The 18,807-nt window shown below is 65.0% G+C and carries 15 protein-coding genes, 1 tRNA gene and 4 pseudogenes; 12 read left to right on the top strand and 8 right to left on the bottom strand.

Going from position 1 to position 18,807, the window contains the following annotated elements; all coding sequences use genetic code 11:
* The first annotated feature begins 91 nt into the window (after positions 1-91).
* Both ITJ67_RS01630 and ITJ67_RS01635 read left to right on the top strand, forming a co-directional pair.
* Positions 92-739, top strand: coding sequence for a hypothetical protein (locus tag ITJ67_RS01630; protein ID WP_194676530.1), 648 nt, complete (start codon positions 92-94; stop codon positions 737-739).
* A gap of 124 nt (positions 740-863) precedes the next feature.
* Positions 864-3,125, top strand: coding sequence for a bifunctional metallophosphatase/5'-nucleotidase (locus ITJ67_RS01635; RefSeq protein ID WP_194676531.1), 2,262 nt, complete (start codon positions 864-866; stop codon positions 3,123-3,125).
* Positions 3,126-3,256: 131 nt separating this feature from the next.
* On the opposite strand, the gene radA is transcribed toward ITJ67_RS01635, so the two are convergent.
* Positions 3,257-4,585 (bottom strand): DNA repair protein RadA, encoded by a 1,329-nt coding sequence (radA, locus tag ITJ67_RS01640; RefSeq protein WP_194676532.1) that lies wholly within the window; start codon positions 4,583-4,585, stop codon positions 3,257-3,259.
* A gap of 121 nt (positions 4,586-4,706) precedes the next feature.
* On the opposite strand from radA, the gene ITJ67_RS01645 reads away from it, so the two are divergent.
* The 9 genes and pseudogenes from ITJ67_RS01645 (at position 4,707) to ITJ67_RS01685 (ending at position 12,029) form a co-directional block, all read left to right on the top strand.
* Positions 4,707-5,663: a diacylglycerol/lipid kinase family protein gene (locus ITJ67_RS01645; RefSeq protein ID WP_194676533.1), complete on the top strand. Its 957-nt coding sequence runs from the start codon at positions 4,707-4,709 to the stop codon at positions 5,661-5,663.
* A 151-nt stretch (positions 5,664-5,814) separates the two neighbouring features.
* Positions 5,815-6,273, top strand: coding sequence for a hypothetical protein (locus ITJ67_RS01650; protein ID WP_160074587.1), 459 nt, complete (start codon positions 5,815-5,817; stop codon positions 6,271-6,273).
* A gap of 86 nt (positions 6,274-6,359) precedes the next feature.
* A tRNA-Ser gene (locus ITJ67_RS01655) sits at positions 6,360-6,449 on the top strand.
* Between the two features lie 240 nt (positions 6,450-6,689).
* Positions 6,690-6,872 (top strand): annotated as a pseudogene (locus ITJ67_RS01660) (transposase); the annotation flags it as partial.
* A 30-nt stretch (positions 6,873-6,902) separates the two neighbouring features.
* Positions 6,903-7,082, top strand: coding sequence for a hypothetical protein (locus ITJ67_RS01665; RefSeq protein ID WP_194676534.1), 180 nt, complete (start codon positions 6,903-6,905; stop codon positions 7,080-7,082).
* Positions 7,083-7,677: 595 nt separating this feature from the next.
* A complete protein-coding gene (locus tag ITJ67_RS01670; RefSeq protein WP_194676535.1) occupies positions 7,678-8,040 on the top strand; it encodes a peptidase inhibitor family I36 protein in 363 nt (120 codons plus the stop codon).
* 122 nt (positions 8,041-8,162) lie between these two features.
* Positions 8,163-8,918 (top strand): hypothetical protein, encoded by a 756-nt coding sequence (locus tag ITJ67_RS01675; RefSeq protein WP_194676536.1) that lies wholly within the window; start codon positions 8,163-8,165, stop codon positions 8,916-8,918.
* The gene (locus tag ITJ67_RS01680) at positions 8,881-10,122 is read left to right on the top strand and encodes a hypothetical protein (RefSeq protein WP_194676537.1); all 1,242 of its coding nucleotides are present in this window, start codon (positions 8,881-8,883) and stop codon (positions 10,120-10,122) included. The genes ITJ67_RS01675 and ITJ67_RS01680 overlap by 38 nt, the downstream gene beginning before the upstream one ends.
* A complete protein-coding gene (locus ITJ67_RS01685; RefSeq protein WP_194676538.1) occupies positions 10,119-12,029 on the top strand; it encodes an ATP-binding cassette domain-containing protein in 1,911 nt (636 codons plus the stop codon). The genes ITJ67_RS01680 and ITJ67_RS01685 overlap by 4 nt, the downstream gene beginning before the upstream one ends.
* A 34-nt stretch (positions 12,030-12,063) precedes the next feature.
* On the opposite strand, the pseudogene ITJ67_RS01690 reads toward ITJ67_RS01685, so the two are convergent.
* A pseudogene (locus ITJ67_RS01690) lies at positions 12,064-12,279 on the bottom strand (IS5/IS1182 family transposase); the annotation flags it as partial.
* Positions 12,280-12,785: 506 nt separating this feature from the next.
* Positions 12,786-13,580, bottom strand: coding sequence for a FadR/GntR family transcriptional regulator (locus ITJ67_RS01695; protein ID WP_194676540.1), 795 nt, complete (start codon positions 13,578-13,580; stop codon positions 12,786-12,788).
* Between the two features lie 245 nt (positions 13,581-13,825).
* Between ITJ67_RS01695 and ITJ67_RS01700 the strand changes: the two genes are divergently transcribed.
* Positions 13,826-15,127, top strand: coding sequence for a dicarboxylate/amino acid:cation symporter (locus ITJ67_RS01700; RefSeq protein WP_194676541.1), 1,302 nt, complete (start codon positions 13,826-13,828; stop codon positions 15,125-15,127).
* A 10-nt stretch (positions 15,128-15,137) separates the two neighbouring features.
* Here ITJ67_RS01700 and ITJ67_RS01705 read toward each other — a convergent pair.
* The 5 genes and pseudogenes from ITJ67_RS01705 to ITJ67_RS19515 all read right to left on the bottom strand — a co-directional run.
* Positions 15,138-15,314, bottom strand: a pseudogene (locus ITJ67_RS01705) (integrase core domain-containing protein); the annotation flags it as partial.
* A 369-nt stretch (positions 15,315-15,683) separates the two neighbouring features.
* The gene (locus tag ITJ67_RS01710) at positions 15,684-15,965 is read right to left on the bottom strand and encodes a hypothetical protein (RefSeq protein WP_194676542.1); all 282 of its coding nucleotides are present in this window, start codon (positions 15,963-15,965) and stop codon (positions 15,684-15,686) included.
* A gap of 50 nt (positions 15,966-16,015) precedes the next feature.
* Positions 16,016-16,480, bottom strand: a complete 465-nt coding sequence (locus ITJ67_RS01715) for a hypothetical protein (protein WP_194676543.1) — start codon at positions 16,478-16,480, stop codon at positions 16,016-16,018.
* A 324-nt stretch (positions 16,481-16,804) separates the two neighbouring features.
* Positions 16,805-17,193, bottom strand: a pseudogene (locus ITJ67_RS20400) (transposase); the annotation flags it as partial.
* A 59-nt stretch (positions 17,194-17,252) separates the two neighbouring features.
* Positions 17,253-18,755 carry an FAD-dependent oxidoreductase gene (locus tag ITJ67_RS19515; RefSeq protein WP_228502162.1) on the bottom strand — a complete coding sequence of 501 codons (1,503 nt, stop codon included), beginning with the start codon at positions 18,753-18,755 and terminating at the stop codon, positions 17,253-17,255.
* Positions 18,756-18,807: the final 52 nt, after the last annotated feature.

Below are 18,807 nucleotides of genomic sequence, written 5' to 3' on the forward strand. Positions count from 1 at the left end.
CCTGCCGCCGCGACGGGCTCCTCGGGCGCGTCGCCGGAGCCGCACGGTGCGCCTCACGGGAGTCCCAAGGACGGGTCCGTACCCTTGGCGAGTGAGTTCGACCCGCAGACCAAGCAAGGCCGTCTACCGCCGTCGGCGGCTGGCGCTCCTCATCGTCTGCGTGCTTGTCGTCGGGGCGCTCGTCTGGGGGATCGCGAGCCTCTTCGGGACCGGTTCTGGCGACCCTGGCGATGCCCCGACATCCACTGCGCCGACGGCGTCGTCCACCTCGACCGCGTCAAGCGGCGATGGTGGGGCGGCCGAGGCGACGCCAACGCCCACACCCACCCCGACGGGGCCTGCCGAGTGCGCAGCCCCTGAACTTGTCGTCTCGGCGATGCTCGACGCGCCGAACTACGCGCCTGACGCGCAGCCTCAGCTGTCGCTCTCGATCACCAACACGGGCGGCGAGGCGTGTGTCATGAACGTCGGCACGGCCGTGCAGGTCTACACGATCTCGAGCGGCGCCGACGTGATCTGGGTGTCGTCGCACTGTCAGACCGACCCAGCTGACGAGATCGTCACGATCGGTGCTGGACAGTCGGTGACAGCCCCTCCCATCACCTGGGTGCGCGAGCGTTCCTCGCTCGACACGTGCGGGACCGACAGGGCGGATGCGGTGGCCGGGGGTGCCTACTACCAGCTCGTCGTGAGCGTCAACGGCATCGCGTCGCAGCCGGCGACGTTCGTTCTCGACTGACTCGCGCGGGGTGCCCGGGGGCTTTCGCGAAAATCTCCTGAACGTTAACCTTGAAGACAGTGTGAGCTGAGAGCATCCTCACGTTCCGCACGATTCAGTCCTTTCGTCGATCGCCAGGAGACTCATGACGACGCCCACTCGCAAGCGCGCCACCGCTGCCGCTGCCGTTCTCGGCACGGCAGCTCTTGTGTCTGCCTTCGCGGCACCAGCTCAAGCCGCCGTCCTCTCGCCGAGCTTCATCACGCCAACCGCCGGCGCGACGCAGATCAACCTCATCGGCTTCAACGACTTCCACGGTCGGTTCCTCGACGCCGACCTGTTCGCGGCGACCGTGCTGCAGGCGCAGCAGGGCTTCGGGGAAGAGAACAGCCTCGTCATCTCGAACGGCGACGCCGTAGGGGCGAGCATCTTCGAGTCCTCGATCCAGCAGGACCAGCCGACCATCGATGTCCTGAACGCGATCGGCGTGGACGCGTGGACGCAGGGCAACCATGAGTTCGACCAGGGCATCGACGATGCAACCGGCCGCATCGCCCCCGCCACCGACGGGCCGGACCTCGCCGCGAACGTCACGCTCGAAGACGGCTCGCACCCCTTCGACACGCACGCGATCTTCGAGGTCGACGGCCTGAAGGTCGCCGTCATCGGCGCAGTCACCGAGGAGACGTCGACGCTCGTGTCGCTGGACGGCATCACGGGCGTCACCTTCGGCGACCCCGTCGAGGCAGTGAACGAGGTCGCAGCAGAGCTCACCGCGAGCAAAGCCGCCGATGTCATCATCGCCTCGTACCACGAGGGCGCACCAGCCAGCGATGTGCCGCTCGAGACGAATGAGGAGGCTGAGGTCTTCAGTCACATCGTGCGGGACACCGCCCCGGAGGTCGACGCGATCTTCAACGCTCACTCGCACCGCGAGTACGCCTACGACGCCCCCAACGGGGCGTCCACGCGCCCCGTGATCCAGGCCGGGCAGTACGCGGAGAACATTGCCCAGGTCGCACTCACCGTCGACGCATCCGGCAACGTGACCAAGTCGGAGAGCTCGGTCGTCCCGACCCTTGAAGCTGTGCCAGCAGCGCTGGAGAGCGACCCGCGGATCGCGGAGGTCCGCAGCATCCGGGACGCCGCTGTCGCCGAAGCCGACGTGCTCGGTGCCCAGGTCATCGGCACCCAGACCGGCGATCTGTCCCGAGGCAAGGAGTACGAGCCGGGCACCCTCGCGGTCGCCGAGGACGGAACGACCTCGGGCGGTGTGGTCACGACAGAGGACAACCGCGCGGACGAGTCCTCGCTCGGCGGCAGCATGTCGCAATCGATGCTCGAGACGGTTGCAGCGACCGGACGCGACGTCGACGCGGCCATCATGAACCCGGGTGGTCTGCGCGCCGACCTGCTCGACAACGACGGCCAGATCACCTACAAGGAGGCGGCGACGGTCATTCCGTTCGCGAACAACCTCTCGGTCGTCTCCCTCAAGGGCGTCGACGTGAAGAACGTGCTCGAGGAGCAGTGGCAGCTGACAGCCACCGGCGAGGTGCCCTCACGCCCCTACCTGCAGCTCGGTCTGAGCGACAACTTCACCTACATCTTCGACAGTTCGCGCCCCCGCATGGACCGCATCGTGGGCCTTTCCATCGACGATGAGCCCGTGAAGCCCGACGAGACGTACAACCTCGTCATGCCGACCTTCCTCGCGGCTGGTGGCGACAACTTCCACTCGCTGAAGAACAACGTCGGCGTGCAGGACACGGGCCTCATCGACCTGGACGCGTTCGTGAGCTGGATTCGCAGCGAGACTGCAGCCTCGGCTGCGGGTGTCACGCCGGACACGAAGCGCAACGGAATCGAGATCGTCGGACTGCCAGAGAGCAACACGTTCGTGGCGGGCGAGACCTACACGCTGACCGTCTCGAAGTTCAACCTCACCTCGCTCGGGTTCACGCAGAACCTGTCGATCGTCGGCTGGATCGGCCAGATGGAGCTCGGGGCGCAGACGGTCGACCTGGCAACGCCGAACCAGGTCGAGTTCACGTTCACTGTTCCTGAGAACGGCCTGGCGAACGCTGCAGAGACGCGTCTCGCGTTCCTCGCCAGCGAATCCGGCTCGGTTGCTTCCCTTCCCGTGATCGTGCCTCCCCTGGTTGAGTCGCCGGCGCCGACCTCGACGCCTGGACCGACGGTCTCTGTCACTCCGACCGCGACGGCTGAGCCGACGGCCACTGCCACGGCCGCGCCGGTTCCGACGGCGGATGCCGCTGACGGCGCCCTCGCCACGACCGGAGCTGACGAGAACGCCATGTTCGCGGCTATCGCGGGCGCGCTTGCGCTCCTCGTCGCCGGTGGCGCCGCGATCCTGCTCCGCCGACGCGCGGGCAGCGACGCGTAGCACGCGCACGCAGCACTGAGTCGGCCATCGGCCGACGAGCAGGTAGGCCCGGAGCATCGCTCCGGGCCTACTCGCGTTTCTGGGCTCCTCGAGCCTGTGGGCTTCTCGCGCTCCGAGGGAGCGCCCGGTGCTCAGTTGCCGAGCGCGGCAGTGAGGGCGCGGTCGATGCTGCCGATGGACGGGTCGACGACGTGGGCGAGGCCCATGCGCTTGGCCTCGGCCGCTCGGAGGTTGGCGGATGCCACACGGCGGATTTCTCCGGCGAGGCTCACCTCGCCGAAGACGACGGTGCCGTCGCGCACGGGCCGGTTGCGGATCGAGGAGGCGATGGCAATGGCGATGGCGAGGTCGGCCGCAGGCTCCTGCAGCTTGACTCCGCCGACGGTCGACACGTAGACGTCGTACTCCGAGAGCTTGTGCTTCGTGCGTCGTTCGAGCACGGCGAGCAGCATGGCCACCCGGCTCGTGTCGACGCCGTTGGTGACGCGGCGCGGGTTCGGGGCGTTGGTCTTCTGCACGAGCGCCTGGATCTCGACGGGCAGGGCGCGTCGCCCTTCGAGCGCGACGGTCACGCACGTGCCGCTGACCGGCTCGGGGCGTTCGCTGAGGAACAGCCCTGACGGGTCGGGCACCTCCGTCATTCCCTCGCCGGTCATCTCGAAGCAGCCCACCTCGTCCGTGGGGCCGAAGCGGTTCTTGATGGTGCGCACGAAGCGAAGCGCCGTGTGGCGGTCGCCTTCGATGTGGGCGACGACGTCGACCAGGTGCTCGAGCAGTCGGGGCCCCGCGATCGTGCCGTCTTTCGTGACGTGGCCGACGATGATGACGGGCACGCCCCTGGTCTTCGCGACTCGGATGAGGGCGGATGCGACCTCGCGCACCTGGCTGGGCTGGCCGGCGAGCGAGTCGACGGTGTCGCTCGCGACGGTCTGCACGGAGTCGACGATGATGAGGCCCGGGTCGAGACGCTCGATCTGGCCGAGGACGGTCGACAGGTCGGTCTCGCTCGCGAGGTACAGGGTGTCATGGAGCGCGTTGGTGCGCTGGGCGCGCATCCGCACCTGGTTCACGGACTCCTCTGCCGACGCGTACAGCACGGTCGTGCCCTTGGCTGCGACGCGTGACGCGAGCTCGAGGAGGATCGTGGACTTGCCCACGCCGGGCTCGCCGCTCAGCAGGATGGCGGCGCCAGGAACCAAGCCGCCGCCGAGCACTCGGTCGAATTCGCCGATGCCCGTCGGGCGGTGGGCGACGTTGTCGATGGGCGCCTCGGTGATCGGCCGTGCGGCGCGTGACTCGCTGATCGTGGCCGCCTGGATGCGGCCAGCGGTCTGCGATTCGAAGCGGTCGACGAGGGTGCCCCAGGCCTGGCACTCGGGGCATTGCCCGTACCACTTCAGCGACGATGCGCCGCATTCGGTGCACTTGAACGCTGGTTGCTGCTTGGTCTTGGGAGGCATGTGCCAAGGCTAGGTGGCACCACCGACACTGGCGCGTCAGCGGGCCCGTGGCGGCGCGATTCGCGGGCCGCGAAGTGCGGGGTGAGGATGCGCGGGAACCTGGTGCGTGCAGAATGGGCACGTGCGAGCGCAGAGAGTCCTGTACGTGGTGAACCCGACGGCTGGGCTGGGCGCATCCGCGCACCTCGGCAGGCGCCTCGCCGGGGGAGCGGGTGCCGTCTCCTCGCCGGATCTCGAGGTCGTGCTCGTGGCGGCCGACTCGTTCGAGGAGCTGCGACGCCAGGCTGCGGCCGAGCTCGCCGGGGAGCGTCGCCCCGATGCGCTCATCGTGCAGGGCGGGGACGGCATGGTGTCGATGGGGGCCGGCCTCGTCGCGGGCACCGAGGTCCCCCTCGGGGTCGTGCCATCTGGCACGGGCAACGACTTCGCTCGAGCCGCCGGAATCGAACGAGGCGCGCCAGCAGTCGGCATCGAGCGGATGCTCACCGCGCTGCGCACCGGCACGGCAAGCACTCGGAGCGTCGACGCGATGCGACTGATGGTCGACGGCACCGAGCACGTGGCCGTCAACTCGGTCAACATCGGCTTCGACGCCGTCGTGAATCGGCGCGCCAATGAACTGCGGCGGCTGCCTGGGACGGCCCGCTACGTCGCCGCCCTGCTGGAATCCGTGCGGCGCTTCGAGCCACTCGAGTTCGCTGTTCGGATCGACGGCGGCCCTGCCGAGTCGGTCGCCGCCGAGATGCTCACGGTGCTGAACGGCTCGTCGATCGGCGGGGGCATCGCGGTCGCGCCGCACGCGGTCATCGACGACGGACTCCTCGATCTGTTCGTCGTCGGCGGGCTCCCGCGGATCGGGCTGCTCACGCTCTTCCCACTCGCCATGGTCGGCCTGCACACGCGCCTCCCGGCCGTCACCTTCGAGCGCCTGACGAGCATCCGCGTGCTGGTGCCGAAGGGCGTGCTCGTCTACGCCGACGGCGAGGAGCTCCGCGGGCCTGGCCGGGCCGCCTGCACGCTTGATCTCCGTATCGACGTGGGAGCTGTGCACCTGATCGAGACCGGAACGCGTCGGTAGACCTGTCGCGGCTCCTACGTTTTGTGTCGTCAAAATACAAGGGGCAACGCGAATTCTCTCGCGCGTGCGATTATCCACCTGGCCGAGCCGATTCCCCATCTGCCGACTCGTCCATCTCCCTGCGTGCTTCCCCCTCTCGAACAGGATCCTCGTGTCTTCTGACAGCACTTCCCGTCGCACCCTTCTGGCCGGCGCAGCCTGGTCCGTCCCGGCCGTAGCCATCACGGTAGCGGCGCCGATCGCCGTGGCCTCGACGCCCGCTCCCCTCGCGAACACCTGGTACACGGGTGGGTCGACGAGCGTCGTGAGCGGGAACGTCGCCCGGTTCACGCTCACGGGCGATGATGGAGACGGCAACGACTCCGTGCTCCCCGACAACTCCACCGTGGTCATCACGCCGGATGCCGGCGTCACGATCGTGAACACGGCCATCACGGGCGGTGTCCTCACGGACAACGGAGACGGCAGCTTCACCGCCACCGTCGACTCCGGTGTCACCACACTGGTCGCGAACTTCCGCGTCACCGGACCGTCAGGGGCCAACGTCTCCTACGTGTCGACGGTGGCGCTGCCGCCCTTCACCGAGACGTTCCAGATCCCGATCGTCTAGGAGCCCGCCCTCGGCTGGTCTCTCGAGAACACGCCTGGGCGGCTCGATTTGCGGCGCACCCCTGGTCTCGGTATAAGATTCCTCACGGTGACGTGTCCGAGCGGCCGAAGGTGCAACACTCGAAATGTTGTGTAGGGGCGACTCTACCGTGGGTTCAAATCCCACCGTCACCGCCATTGTGAAGTGTCTGGACATCGTAGACGGATGTGCCCGCGCTTCGGCGATTATCCCCCTCCTTCGGGAGGGGGATTTTTGTTTTCGGATTGGTAGTCGCGGTTCGGGTTGATGGTGCCTTGGGCGAGGATCTCGCCGGTGGTCGGGTGGGTCTGCTGAGCGGATAGGTGACACCTGATCTGTGGTGCCTGAGGGTGCCGCTTTGAGGATGTCATCTTGCCCAAGCCCTATCCCGCGAGTTCCGTGAGGGTGTCGTCGCGGTTGCGCGTGATCGGGATCCGGGTGTGCCGTTGCGGAAGGTCGCGGTGGACTTAGGGATCAGCGAGACGTGCCTGCAGAACTGGATGCGCCAAGCTGATGTCGAGGCCGGAACGCGGCCCGGTGCGACCATGGCGGAAGCGGACGAGCTGCGTGAGGCGAAGTAACGGATCCGGCTGCTGGGGCAGGAGAACGAGGTGCTGAGGAAGGCTGCAGCGCATCTGTCGCAGGCGAACCTCAAGCTCGGCGGCTCCGGGCTCCGCACAATGATCCACCCGCTCATCCGCGAGCTGGCCGCGAAGACGTCGCCGGTCCGGGTGCCTGTCGCGGTGACGTGCCGGGTACTGAAGATCGCTCGCCTGCCGCACTACCGTTGACTGGCCGATCCGATCAGCGACCGCAGGAAGTCGTCCCTCGCGGTCGCGGCGGTTCGATGAGACGAGTGAGAGCAGCGGGTGACAACGCGGCCATGGAATCGTTCTTCAGTCTGCTGCAGAAGAACGTCCTCGACCGCCGCTCAAGCGCGAACGAGCGCAATCCGCTTCACGGGCTTCGACTCGAGGCAGTCGATCCCAGTTGACCATGGGCTCGTCATGCTCGGCCACGGATGCCCATGGTCCACGCAGACGAACACCCGGCACGGGTAGCTCCTGCTTCTCGCCGACAGGTGCTTCGAGGAAAGCGACTCGGACGTTTCGCGTTCTCAACCGCCAAGAGCTGAACGCGCTGAGACTCGTCCGAGTCCTTGACTCGGTAGATCAGTTCGTCGCCGATTTCCATGCCGAGAGTCCCGGAGTCCCGGCGGTTGAAGCCCCTAGCTTGACTAGGCCCGCTAGGGGCAACCGCAGAACTCGTGGGTATTCATAGAAAATTGACAGATTCGTTACGCGCCCGATATTATGGCCCGGTCCAGAAGCGCACTTGGCTCGGTCCAGGTCGAGAGCCTGAACCCACCTCAAAGAGAAGAGCGAAATGAAGTCGTTGAAGAAGGTTCTGGCGGCCGCGGCAGTCACGGCCGGCCTTGCAACAAGCGCGGTTGTGTTCGCAGCGCCCGCGTCTGCCGGCACTGGTTCATGCTCCGTAGGGCACCACTGTGTCTGGGAGAAGGTCAACTTCGATGGTGCGATCACGAACGTCGCCGGGCGATCGTTTGCATGGATGCACTACGACTTCTGGAACGACGAAATCTCCAGCATGAACAACCGCACCTCCAGCTACTACATGCTCTATGAGCACAACAACTTCAAGGGCAAGAGCATTCAAACCCACCCAAACAGCATGTACTCGTACCTGCCCATGGTGGGAATGGACAACATCATCTCGAGCTCTAAGTGAGCCACAGATCGTCAGTCCGGTGCGGCGGCGCTCTCCTGAGCGTCGCCGCATTCGCGGCTCTCGCAGGCTGTGCTGGCGAAACCGACAACACTCAACCCCCCACAGCACCTTCCTTCTCTCAGGTGGATATCTCTGAATTCTCGGATGTCCGCGCTACCGTCGATTACTCGCTGCATCAGATCTCGTACCCGCTCGACGCCTATCTCATGACTGACAAAGACGCTGACCTCATCGACCAGGCGTTCCATCTGGAGTTCAAGGCTTGCGTGAACGAGAACGGTGGCCAGTACACCGTCCCTACCGTTCCCGTATCAGAGAGAGCAGCAATGCCAGAGAGGCGCTACGGACTCTGGGACGTTGACGAGGCCGCAGCCTATGGATACGCCCTCCCGCCCGGGGAGAAGTACGCGGATCCTCTTTCGGAACTCTCGGAGGCCGACATGCTCGCGGCTGACAAATGCGGCACAGTGAAGTATCTGCCGTTGGTCACTCGAGACGCAATGGCTGCCGACGGTCAGGACGCCGAGACGTATTTGGCGTCATCGATCGCTTCGACAGCCTTCGAACTCGCTCAGAGTGACGCCCGATGGCAGGCTGCCGACGACGAGTGGTACCAATGCATCGAAGATGCCGGCTTCGTCGCCGACAGGGAAGCACTTGGGCCAGTCGTGCCCGCAGATGCTGAGGGGGCACTGCGCGCAGCAGTCGTTGAGGCGACATGCAGTGACTCAACGGGCCGAATCCAACGCCTGGCCGACATCGAGTCCCAGTACCAGGCGGCCCTCATTGCCGACCAACAGACAGCACTGAATAGCTCTCTTGAGAAGCAACAGGAAATCATTGAACAAGCTCGAAACATCATCGGGGAGCACTCCTGAACCGGAGGATGCGCCACGAGTAAAGCTTCCGCGGGTTGCGAGGCTCAAGTTAGCGATCGTTTTTGCCTCGGTAACGGCGCTTATAGCTGCAGCGGGGTTTGCAGCCGGGCTACTTGTTCCGCGTTCACCGGCTGCAGAGGGCCTAGACGTCACTGAACCTGCTCCGGTGAACGCGCCCGTTGAGATCCGCGTCGTGGAAGAGACGACCGTGGCTCAGGGAAGTGTTGCTCCAGGTCGAAAAACAGACGTGATGTACGTTCCCGCTGAGGATCCGGGGGTCATTCCTTACGTCACGGCGACAGGGGTGTCTGTTGGGACACCCGTCTCGAGCGGCAGTCTTGTACTCGCGGTGGCTGGGCGACCCATGATTGCGCTCCGGGTCGACTCTCCGCTCTACAGACCTCTGCGGGTAGGGGACACAGGATCCGATGTGCTTGCGTTTGAACGCGCCCTGTCTGCCCTCGTTCCGGGCGACTACGATGTCGACGAGTTCTTCAGCGCAAACTCCATGTCCGCAGCAGAGGAACTTTGGGAAACCAGAGGGTATGCACTTCCTACCGAGGAGGCGGCCAGCAGTCCACCACCCACGTCAACAGCTTCTCCGGCACCCTCTCAGAACACGGCACCCATCCGTTACTCGTATGTTCCAGTGACTGAGATCGTCCAGCTCATGGGCAACGATGTGACCGTTGACTCCATCGCAGCTGTCGGTGATTTGGCCGGTGCCGAGGAACCCCTTGCCCAGCTCTCCGCGGCCTCGAAAGAAATTCAACTCAATGTCTCTGTGGTCGATGAGGGGGATTTCATCGCGGGAACAGCGGTGGTTCTGAGCGCCCCTGGGGTGCAGGATGCAGCGGGAACCGTGCTCAGCATTGGGGAACTCGTGATCCCTGACTCGTCGTCAGATACAAGCGGCGCTCCCGCTGGCAGAGAAGCGACTGTGGCGCTCCCTGATGGTTGGAACGCGTTGCCGGAAGGAACGGTCGTTCAGATGAGTCCAGAGGGCTCTTCCTCTCCGGTGCTTGCAATCCCGCTCACAGCCATAAGAGACGCCTCCGGTAGTCCGCACGTGATCGTCGATACTGCTACCAACTTTGAGGCCGGCGAGCGCGTTGACATAGGGGTGCTCTCAACGGGATCAGGCTGGGCACAGATCTCAGAGGTCGGGCTCGAACCGGGTGATTCGGTGAGGATCACACCTTGAACGTCCTTGAGGCGACGGACGTACACCGGGTGTATGCGACAACGGATGCACCTGCACTTCGAGGAGTCTCCCTCAAAATACAGCGAGGTGAGTTCGTTGCGATCGTCGGTCCATCCGGAGCAGGAAAGTCCACGTTTCTTAACCTGCTCGGACTCCTGGACACACCTTCTTCCGGTGAGTTGAGGATCAACGGGGTTGAAACTAGCGGCCTGACTGAAGGCGAGCGCGACAGACTGCGCTCGCAGACGTTCGGTTTCGTCTTTCAGGATTCTTTCGTGCTCCCCGAGGAATCGGTAGCTAGAAACGTCGCCTTGCCACTCCGTATGAGAGGCATACTCCAAGACCAGCAAGTGGATTTGGTGAGCTCCGCGATCGATCAATTTGGTCTCATCAGGAAGTCATCTCAACTTGCAGGAACCCTGTCCGGAGGTGAACGACAGCGGGTCGCATTTGCACGGGCCGTGGCCGGCAAGCCCGTGATTCTGTTGGCCGATGAGCCAACCGGAAATTTGGACTCCGAGAACACCAGGCTCGTTTTGGGGCACCTGGAGATGCTCAACGCGTCCGGGGTGACCGTCATCGTAGTGACACATTCGGATGAAGTCGCGCGAGTTGCAGAACGCGTTGTACGAGTCGAAGACGGGCAAGTCGTCTCCGATCAATCAGTCGCATCGCAGACGCCGGCAACGGTTGTCGACTGCGGCCAACTGGCTGGCCTCGACCCTGCCCCAAAGACCCCAAGAACGCGCAGTCTCCGCGGGTGGCACTTGCCGGAAGCTCTCACATCGCTTTTGCTTGCCCCCGTACGCTCATTCGCAATCCTCGTCGCCTTCGTGGTCGCCATTTCCGGACTGGTGGTCGCGGCAAACTTGACAGCGACAGCAGCCGACCAAGTCTCCGAAACGCTCAGCGCTGCGGCACTTGACGAAGTCGTCGTTCGACTCCCCAATGCAGGAGCATCGCTGCAGGCTGCTGAACGGGCAACTGAGCTCCAGGGGGTGCTCTTCGCCAGCCGTTCAGCGGCCCTCTCCGAGAGCGAGGCGACCCTCCGCCGATACGTTGGTGATGTCACGATGGAAAGCGCGGTAGCGACACGTATCGTTGACGACCGCTTCTTAGCCACACCTGAAGTCTCAGTCTGGCCCGAGCACGCCACAGCGCTCTTCAGCGCAAGCGATGGTTCCAGGGCGGCGATCTTGGGCCCAGAGGCGGCGACCTCCCTCGGTATCGCGCCTGACGCGATCGGCGACGAGATCGAAATAGCCGGGCAACCTGTGACCGTAGTGGGGCATCTCACTGGGGCAGAGAGAGACCCCACTTTGCTCACGAGCGTCTTGGTATCTCAGGCTGACTTCGTTCAACCCGCCAACCTCAGTTGGGATCTCACCGTTCGAACTCAGCCGGGACTTCCGGCCCGCATCGCGGAGGCCCTACCGCTCGCAATCGACCCTGCCCACCCTGAGTCTGCCCAAGTGCGGACAGTGGCAGACATACGCACGCTCACCAAGGGTGTGAACGCCGACCTCGCTCTGACGGTCCTCCTTGTCTCCGTCATTTTGCTCATGCTCGTCTGCTTGACCAGCTCAATTTCGATGTTCTTGACCGTTATTTCGCGCACTCGGGAGATCGCCCTGCGCCGCGCCGTTGGGGCTACGCGGAGGGACATCCGCGCCCTGTTCCTGACTGAGGGAACTCTCATCGGACTCGCCGGATCCCTGGCCGGTGTCGCGTTGGGGGTTGGGGCCACCGTTGCTATCAGCGTTGCCCTCGGATGGTCCCCGAGCTTTGACATGGTTGGGGCCGCCCTGGCCATCCTCGCGGGAGTAGCTGCCGGATCACTCTCGGCGGTGATCCCCTCCAGGCGGGCCGCACGCATTGAACCCGCGCTCGCACTCAAAGCCGTTTGAGCCAGGCGACGAACGTCATCTAGGGCGTGTCTGCTCAACGTTTTGCCCAAGCGATGACGGCGTCCAGGACCGCGGCGGCGCGGTAGGTGATCGCCAGTTTGTCGGAGCGGGTTGCGAGGCCACGCCATTGCTCGAGGTAGCAGGAGCGGCGCTCGACGACGTTGCGCCCGCGGTGGTCGTCTCGGTCAAAATCGACGGGTCGGCCACCTCTGGAGCCGCGCCGCTTCCGGTGACCTTGCTGGTCCAAGGGACATTGGAGTCGCCCGCTTGTCCCGGCGTGACCAGAATCGCGAGCGGCAACCCGGTCCCGTCAAAACCCCACTGAGCATCCGACAGCGTCTGAAAACGAGACACGACAGCAGGCTCGCATCCACCTCAACGATCTTTAGGAGACATGCCCTAGGTCAGTTCAGGAACATCAACCGGAATGGCTGAAGGCCAAGCTTGCGGAGCGGGCGTTCCTCCATTCTTCGTCGTGGTGACTCGCGCTGAGCACCCGTCGTTCACCACCATGCGACAAATGTCCCCCTGCGTGCAGGCCTATACCGACCTCACCATCGCTCCGTGGCGACGGGCTGGTGGTCACCCGCCTGGTGTCCGTTGCGCTTTTCGCGGTCTCCCTCATTCGGCGCGCTGCACGGTGTGCTCGGTTGAAGCAAGCAAAGGGGCACGATCCACTCTCGTGATCTGAGCACCTTTGGATGAGACGAGCGAGAAGAAGGCAATGACCCGAGGTGAAATCTGCCTCGGCTGCCCTCAGCTCTTCGATGGCCCGAGATTGGTTGGACCAGAACCGCCGTGCTCAACCCGCACTTCGGTGTGGGCGCTGGCAGGGGATTCCTCGCTCCGAGCCTGCTCGATGACGTCCCGGATCTCAGAGAGGTGGATGCGCATGGCGTACTCGGCCGCTTCCGGGTCGCGAGCGGAGAGGGCGGCGAAGATGCGCGAGTGGCCGTCGTGGGAGACCCTCCGCCCTTGCCCTTCGAGGTGCGAGAGCACGCGTGCTTCCACGGTCCAGGACGCGGTGAGCTCGCCGAGCGTCGCGAGCAGGGGGTTCGCGGTGGCCTGCGCGATAGCCGTGTGGAAGGCGATGTCCAGTCTGGCGGAGAGGTCGGCATCGGTCTCGTCGGCCGAGCGCGCGAGCAGCTCTCCGAGCGTCGTCAGCTGCTCCCGGTCGATGCGCTCGGCCGCGAGCCGTGCGATGCGCGGTTCCACGAGGGCGCGGAACTCTGCCGAGTGGTCGTAGTCCGCCTGCACCGCTTGGAGCCTGCCGGCGAGTGTCGCGGTGAGTGGGATGGCGCGGCTGACACGATTGGCGCTCCCGTGGCGGCGCTCGAGCAGGCCCAGGCCCTCGAGTCGCGTCAGGGCTTCCCTGAGCGCATTGCGCGAGACGCCGAGCTCGAGTGCCAGAGTGCGCTCCGGAGGCAGGCTCGCCCCTGGCTCGAGATCACCCCCGACGATGAGGCGTTCGAGGTGGAGCACGATGTCGTCCGCGATGAGAGCGCGCGTGCGCGGAAGCGGACCGAGGGTTCGGTCGGTCGTGTCAGTCACGGGGCCACCTGTTCTCGCGTGAGCGGTGTGGCGACCGTCACCACGTCCTCAGTGTGGCACGCACTGGAGGCCCATTCGCGGCGGGAGGCGGCCGCTCCTGTAAAGAGCGTGTTACAGCCTGAGGCGCCACGTGAACAGCATGTAACGGTCCTACCAATCTGCTGAAGTGCGGCTTCTGGCGGCCCTAGCTTGGGTCGCACCGACGCAGCTCTGCGCCGCTCACCGTCAGTCGCCCGGAGGACACCGTGAAGAGAACTCTGAAGAACCCCGCCCTCCAGATCGGGTCCGCCGCCATCCTCGGCATCGTGTTCGGTCTGCTCGTGGGCGAGTGGGCGGCGAACCTCAAGTTCGTCGGCGACCTCTTCATCCGGCTCATCCAGATGGCCATCGTGCCGCTCGTCATGACCTCGGTGATCGTCGCGACAGGGGCCATGAGCGGTTCGGGCATGGGCCGGATGGCCGCCCGCACCTTCACGTGGATGATCGGCTTCTCCGTCGTCGCCGCGATCCTCGCCTGGTGCATCAGTGCCGTGCTCCAGCCCGGAGCCGGCATCGACTTCTCCGCCGCGGTTGACCCAGCGCTGCAGGAGTCCGCGGCCGAGGCGACTGGCTGGCAGGAGACGGTGGTGAACTTCGTCTCCACGAACATCTTCGCGGCCATGTCGACGGCCACGATGGTGCCGATCATCATCTTCTCGCTGCTGTTCGGCGTCGCGCTCAACGCCTTCATCGCCAAGACCGGCAACCGCCTCGTGCTGGACTTCTTCGACCAGATCCAGCAGATCGTCCTCACGATGATCCGCTTCGTCATGCTCATCGCGCCGATCGGCGTCTTCTGCCTGCTCGCGAACCTCGCGGGCACCGTCGGGTTCGCCGTCGTGACGAGCGGACTCAAGTACCTGGGCTCGACCCTCATCGGGGTGCTCATCCTGCTCGTGCTCTTCGTGATCGTCGTGTGGCTGCGAACGGGGCTCAACCCCGCGCGGCTTCCCGCCAAGCTCAGCGATCAGACGATGATCGCCATCACGACGACCAGCTCTGCCGTCACCTACCCGACGGTGCTGAAGACGGCGATCGAGAAGGTCGGCGTCAGCCAGCCCGTCGCCAACTTCACGCTCTCGGTAGGCCTCACGATGGGGTCCTACGGCGCCGTGCTCAACTACATGATCGTCGTTATGTTCCTCGCGCAGTCGGGCGGCATCACCCTCGACTTCGGGACGATCGTGCTCGGCATGGCCCTCGCCATCCTGCTGAACATGGGCACCATCACCGTGCCGGGCGGCTTCCCCGTCGTCGCCATGTTCCTGGCCACCTCGCTCGGCCTCCCGTTTGAGGCTGTCGGCCTCCTCATCGCCGTCGACTGGTTCGCGGGCATCTTCCGCACGTTCCTCAACGTGAACGGCGACACGTTCGTCGCCATGCTCGTCGCCAACGCCACCAACGAGATCGACCGGGACGTCTACGACGACAAGAAGCAGGTCACCACGGACGCTCTGGAGCTCGATGAGCTCAGGGGGAAGTTCGAGAAGGCCGACGCCGTCGACTAGATGTACTGAGTCACGGGGTTGGTGACGCTCCGGCTGCGGGCGTGAGCCCGTGGCCTGAGTGGATCCGTTCAGTGGTGTGGTGCTCGATCCAGGCCGCAAGAGCGTCGTGTCGGGCCGTGTTACTCGCGAAGGGCTGGCGATACGCCCATTTGTTCGCGAGGGCCCGGTTGAAGCGCTCGAGTTCGCCTGGGTTGTGGCGGTAGGCGCGGGTCCTGCGGTGTGTGATGTTCGCGGCCTGATCGAGATGGCGCGGCAACGGCATCCAGTCCCGGCTCACGAGCAATGGATGCAAGCGCAGTTCATGGGCCATGCGTTGCGGTCCCCAGTGCTGGTAGAACTTGAACGCGACCATGCGGCGTTCCACCGCGCGGTGCATCGTCCACCCGTGTTCGAGTACGGGATTGGCGAGTCGTCGACGCCCTTCCGAGATGAGGGTGCGTTTTCGTGGGGCACGAAACCTCCGTGTTTTGAGGTGGGTGTGGTAACCCACGTGCCGCACGGAGGTTGTCGTTTCCCTCGAACGGTCAGCTGTTCACAATCTTCTAGGTCGCAACAGCTAGATTCCGCCCAGCTCGATGCGGTTTAGTGATCGTCCCTGAAAACCAATCGCAACATGATCCCCGAGCGAAACGCCTCGAGTCCTCTCGAAAATGTAGTCCGCAACTGGACTCAATACGTCGCCGCCACCGATGGTGCTGCGCCACTCCAGGTTGTTGCCTGAGCTGTCCAGAACGCGCAGTCCAGAGCCTCGACCTGGTACTTGGTCCGGTGTTTCGAAACGAAGTCGAACGATGACGTGATCGGGTGTTACTTCCAAGAAGTTCACGAGGGCGCTCACGTCGTCAGTGCAAGGAATCTCGAGTGCAACGGCTCTGATCAAATTCGAGTTCACACTGCGAACTTAGTCGTAGAGTCGCTGATTTTGGCCGCACCGTTGCGGTAGACCGTCGCGATGGCTGTCCAAGAGGTCCCCTTGACAGGACAGAACTTGACTGTCGATGTGCTGAGAGAAGTCTGACCCACGCCGTGGCCGCAACTCATCCACGAGCCACCAGACTTCTTGTACGTGCAGGAGATCTCATGCCCCACATTCGGGAGCCCTGCTGCGTAGCCGCTGATACGCATATCACCAGGATTCGCTGTGATGTACGCGGAGACGTGGCCGGAGTAGGCTGCTCGACTCCTGTTCCGGGTTTCCTCCGTCGAGCCGCCGCTGTTGCAGTAGTCCGCAACTTGTTTCTCCATGAGTACGACCTGTGCCGCTGGTACTGCTTGGCCAGCCACGTCGACCGGTGACACGGTTCTGTTCTGGCAGGCCTCAAGGGCCGGGTCCGAGGTTGCTGCGGCGGCCATGTTCGGAGCGGACACAACTGTTCGTGCAAGCAAGACCGAGGTGAGGAGCAAGGAGGCCTGTGAACGTGTTTTCATTTTCGAATCTCTTTTCCGGGGCACGGTTGGCGTCCGACCGAAGCTTGGCATCAAACCGTCCAAAATGGAACGGTCCATGTACTCGCACCAATGGCGACCGGCTGCTCGGCTGGGTCGATCACTCAGCCTGTCGCGATCTGTCCGCGACGGCACTCAAGAATCCCCGCGTCGCCCGTGACGAGCTGAGGTGCAGGGAATGGGCTGCTGGACTTGGTGTGGAGGCGGGGCAGGCGGCGATGGCGGCGCTGAGGGCGTGTCTGACAGGGCCCTGGGTGAGGCTATCCCCGCGTTCAGAATCGCGGCGGCGCGGTAGACGATGGCGAGTTTGTCGTAGCGGGTGGCGTCGTCGCGTGCTGATGCGCGAGCGATCGTGGAGTCGACCGAGATCGACCAATGGACGAACCCGCGCTGTCAGCAGCCGCGGCCAGCTTCGCGAGAGCGCGGTCCCAGCTTCCATCCGCAGCCATGCCGGGTCCACACCCTGTACCACGGCCGAACACCTCGGCAAGATCACGCCAGGCTATCCCCGTCTGATATCGGCACGCGATTGCCTCGACCGTCGTCCGAGCATCAGTGACCATCCCAGTCGGGGCGGGCAACGAACCCTCGATCAACGACCACTCCACATTCGAAAGCAACTGGAAGCTCGAGCCCCAGCAAGCCTCTCAACGGAGACACTCGATCTTTGTAAGACGCCCTATGTTGCACCGGCCAGGCCCGTCGTGGCGGGCCCCTCGATCCGCGTCCCGTCCGCCTCGAAGCGTGAAGCGTGCAGGGGGCAGTCCCACGAACAGGACTCGTCGTTCCACACGACGACGCCTCCCAGGTGCGGGCACACGGCCGAGACCGTGCGCGTCGTCCCGCCGAGGGTGCTCGTGGCGACCGGATGCACTCCGTCGCGACCGACGCGCCCCTCACCCTCCGCGGGTGCCTCGTCGGCGGTGTGGCTCAGTGCCTTGCCCCATTCGCTCGTGAGCCGGGCCACGGTGTGCGCGCCTCGCTCAGCGAGCCCGAGGGTGCCCTTCGCGCTGGGAGCACGATCGAAGAGGGTCTTCATCCACTCGGTCCGCCCGCCGAGGATGCGGGCAGCGAGGTCGTGGGCGGCAGCGACGCCGTTGGTCATGCCCCACTTCGCGAACCCGGTCATGGCGAGGATGCGGTCGTCGCGCGGGTCGATGGGGCCGGACAGCGGCGTCGCGTCGATGTTCGTGTAGTCCTGGGCGGCCCACCGGTGGGTCTCACTGAGGCCGGGGAAGCGCTCGTGCGCTTGGGTGATGAGGGCGTCGACGAGCTCTCGTGACGAGATGGAAGCCCCGACCTGGTGTCCTGCCCCGCCGACGAGGAGGTAGTCGTCGCCGCCGCGACGGAACTGACGGTACGAGTGGCCGCCCGAGTCCATCGACAGGTACATTCCCGTCGGCACCTCGCGTTCCGATCTGAACGACACTAGGTGCGAGCGGTGGGCGGTGAGGCGCGCGAAGTGCAGGCCGCGATCGAGCACGGGGAAGCCGGTGGCGAGGATGAGGTGCGACGCGGAGAGCGAGACGAGGTCGGCGTTCGGAGCCCTCGTCGCCTGCACCTCGACGTGCGCCTTGTGCTGGGAGGCGGCGGTGACGGTCAGACCCTCCACGACCTTCGCGCCTGCCCGGCGAGCCCGGGCGACGAGCGCGATCGACAGCTCGTACGGGTCGAGCTGCCCGTTGCCGGGGACCGCGAAGAAGTTCTCGACCGTGAAGGGCAGCCCATGGTGTCCGCCGGTCTCGACGCGCAGCCCGAGCTCCTCGGCAACCGCACGCTCCTCGTCCACCTTTCTGGCCCCGGACCTCGTCGTGGCGAAGTTCACGGCCGGCCTCGTCTGCCAGCCCACACCCTCCTCGGCGCAGAACGCTGCCGCCCAGTCGAGTCCGAGCCTGTTCGCCTCGACGTATGCCGCCGCGATCTCGTGGCCGCGCTGCGCTCGAACGCTGGAGAGCTGCGATCCCTGCAGCAGCGAGAACTTCGCGGTGGTGTTCCCCGTCGCGAGCGCTGCGATGGTGCGCGCCTCGACGAGGGTGACCTTCAGCCCGGCCTCGCTGAGGAGGACCGCCGCGGTCAGCCCTGCGATGCCTGCGCCCGCGACGATGACGTCGCTTCTGCTCGGCAACTCGTCGGAGGGGTCCGTGATGGGGCGAGCGGTGGTGTCGTGCCAGATCGAGGTCATGTGGGCTCCCGGTGTGTTCCGGTTGAGCGTCGCAGGCGCCCCTGGAGTTTCC

This window comes from Pseudoclavibacter sp. VKM Ac-2867 (genome assembly GCF_015351275.1).
GTDB lineage: Bacteria > Actinomycetota > Actinomycetes > Actinomycetales > Microbacteriaceae > Pseudoclavibacter.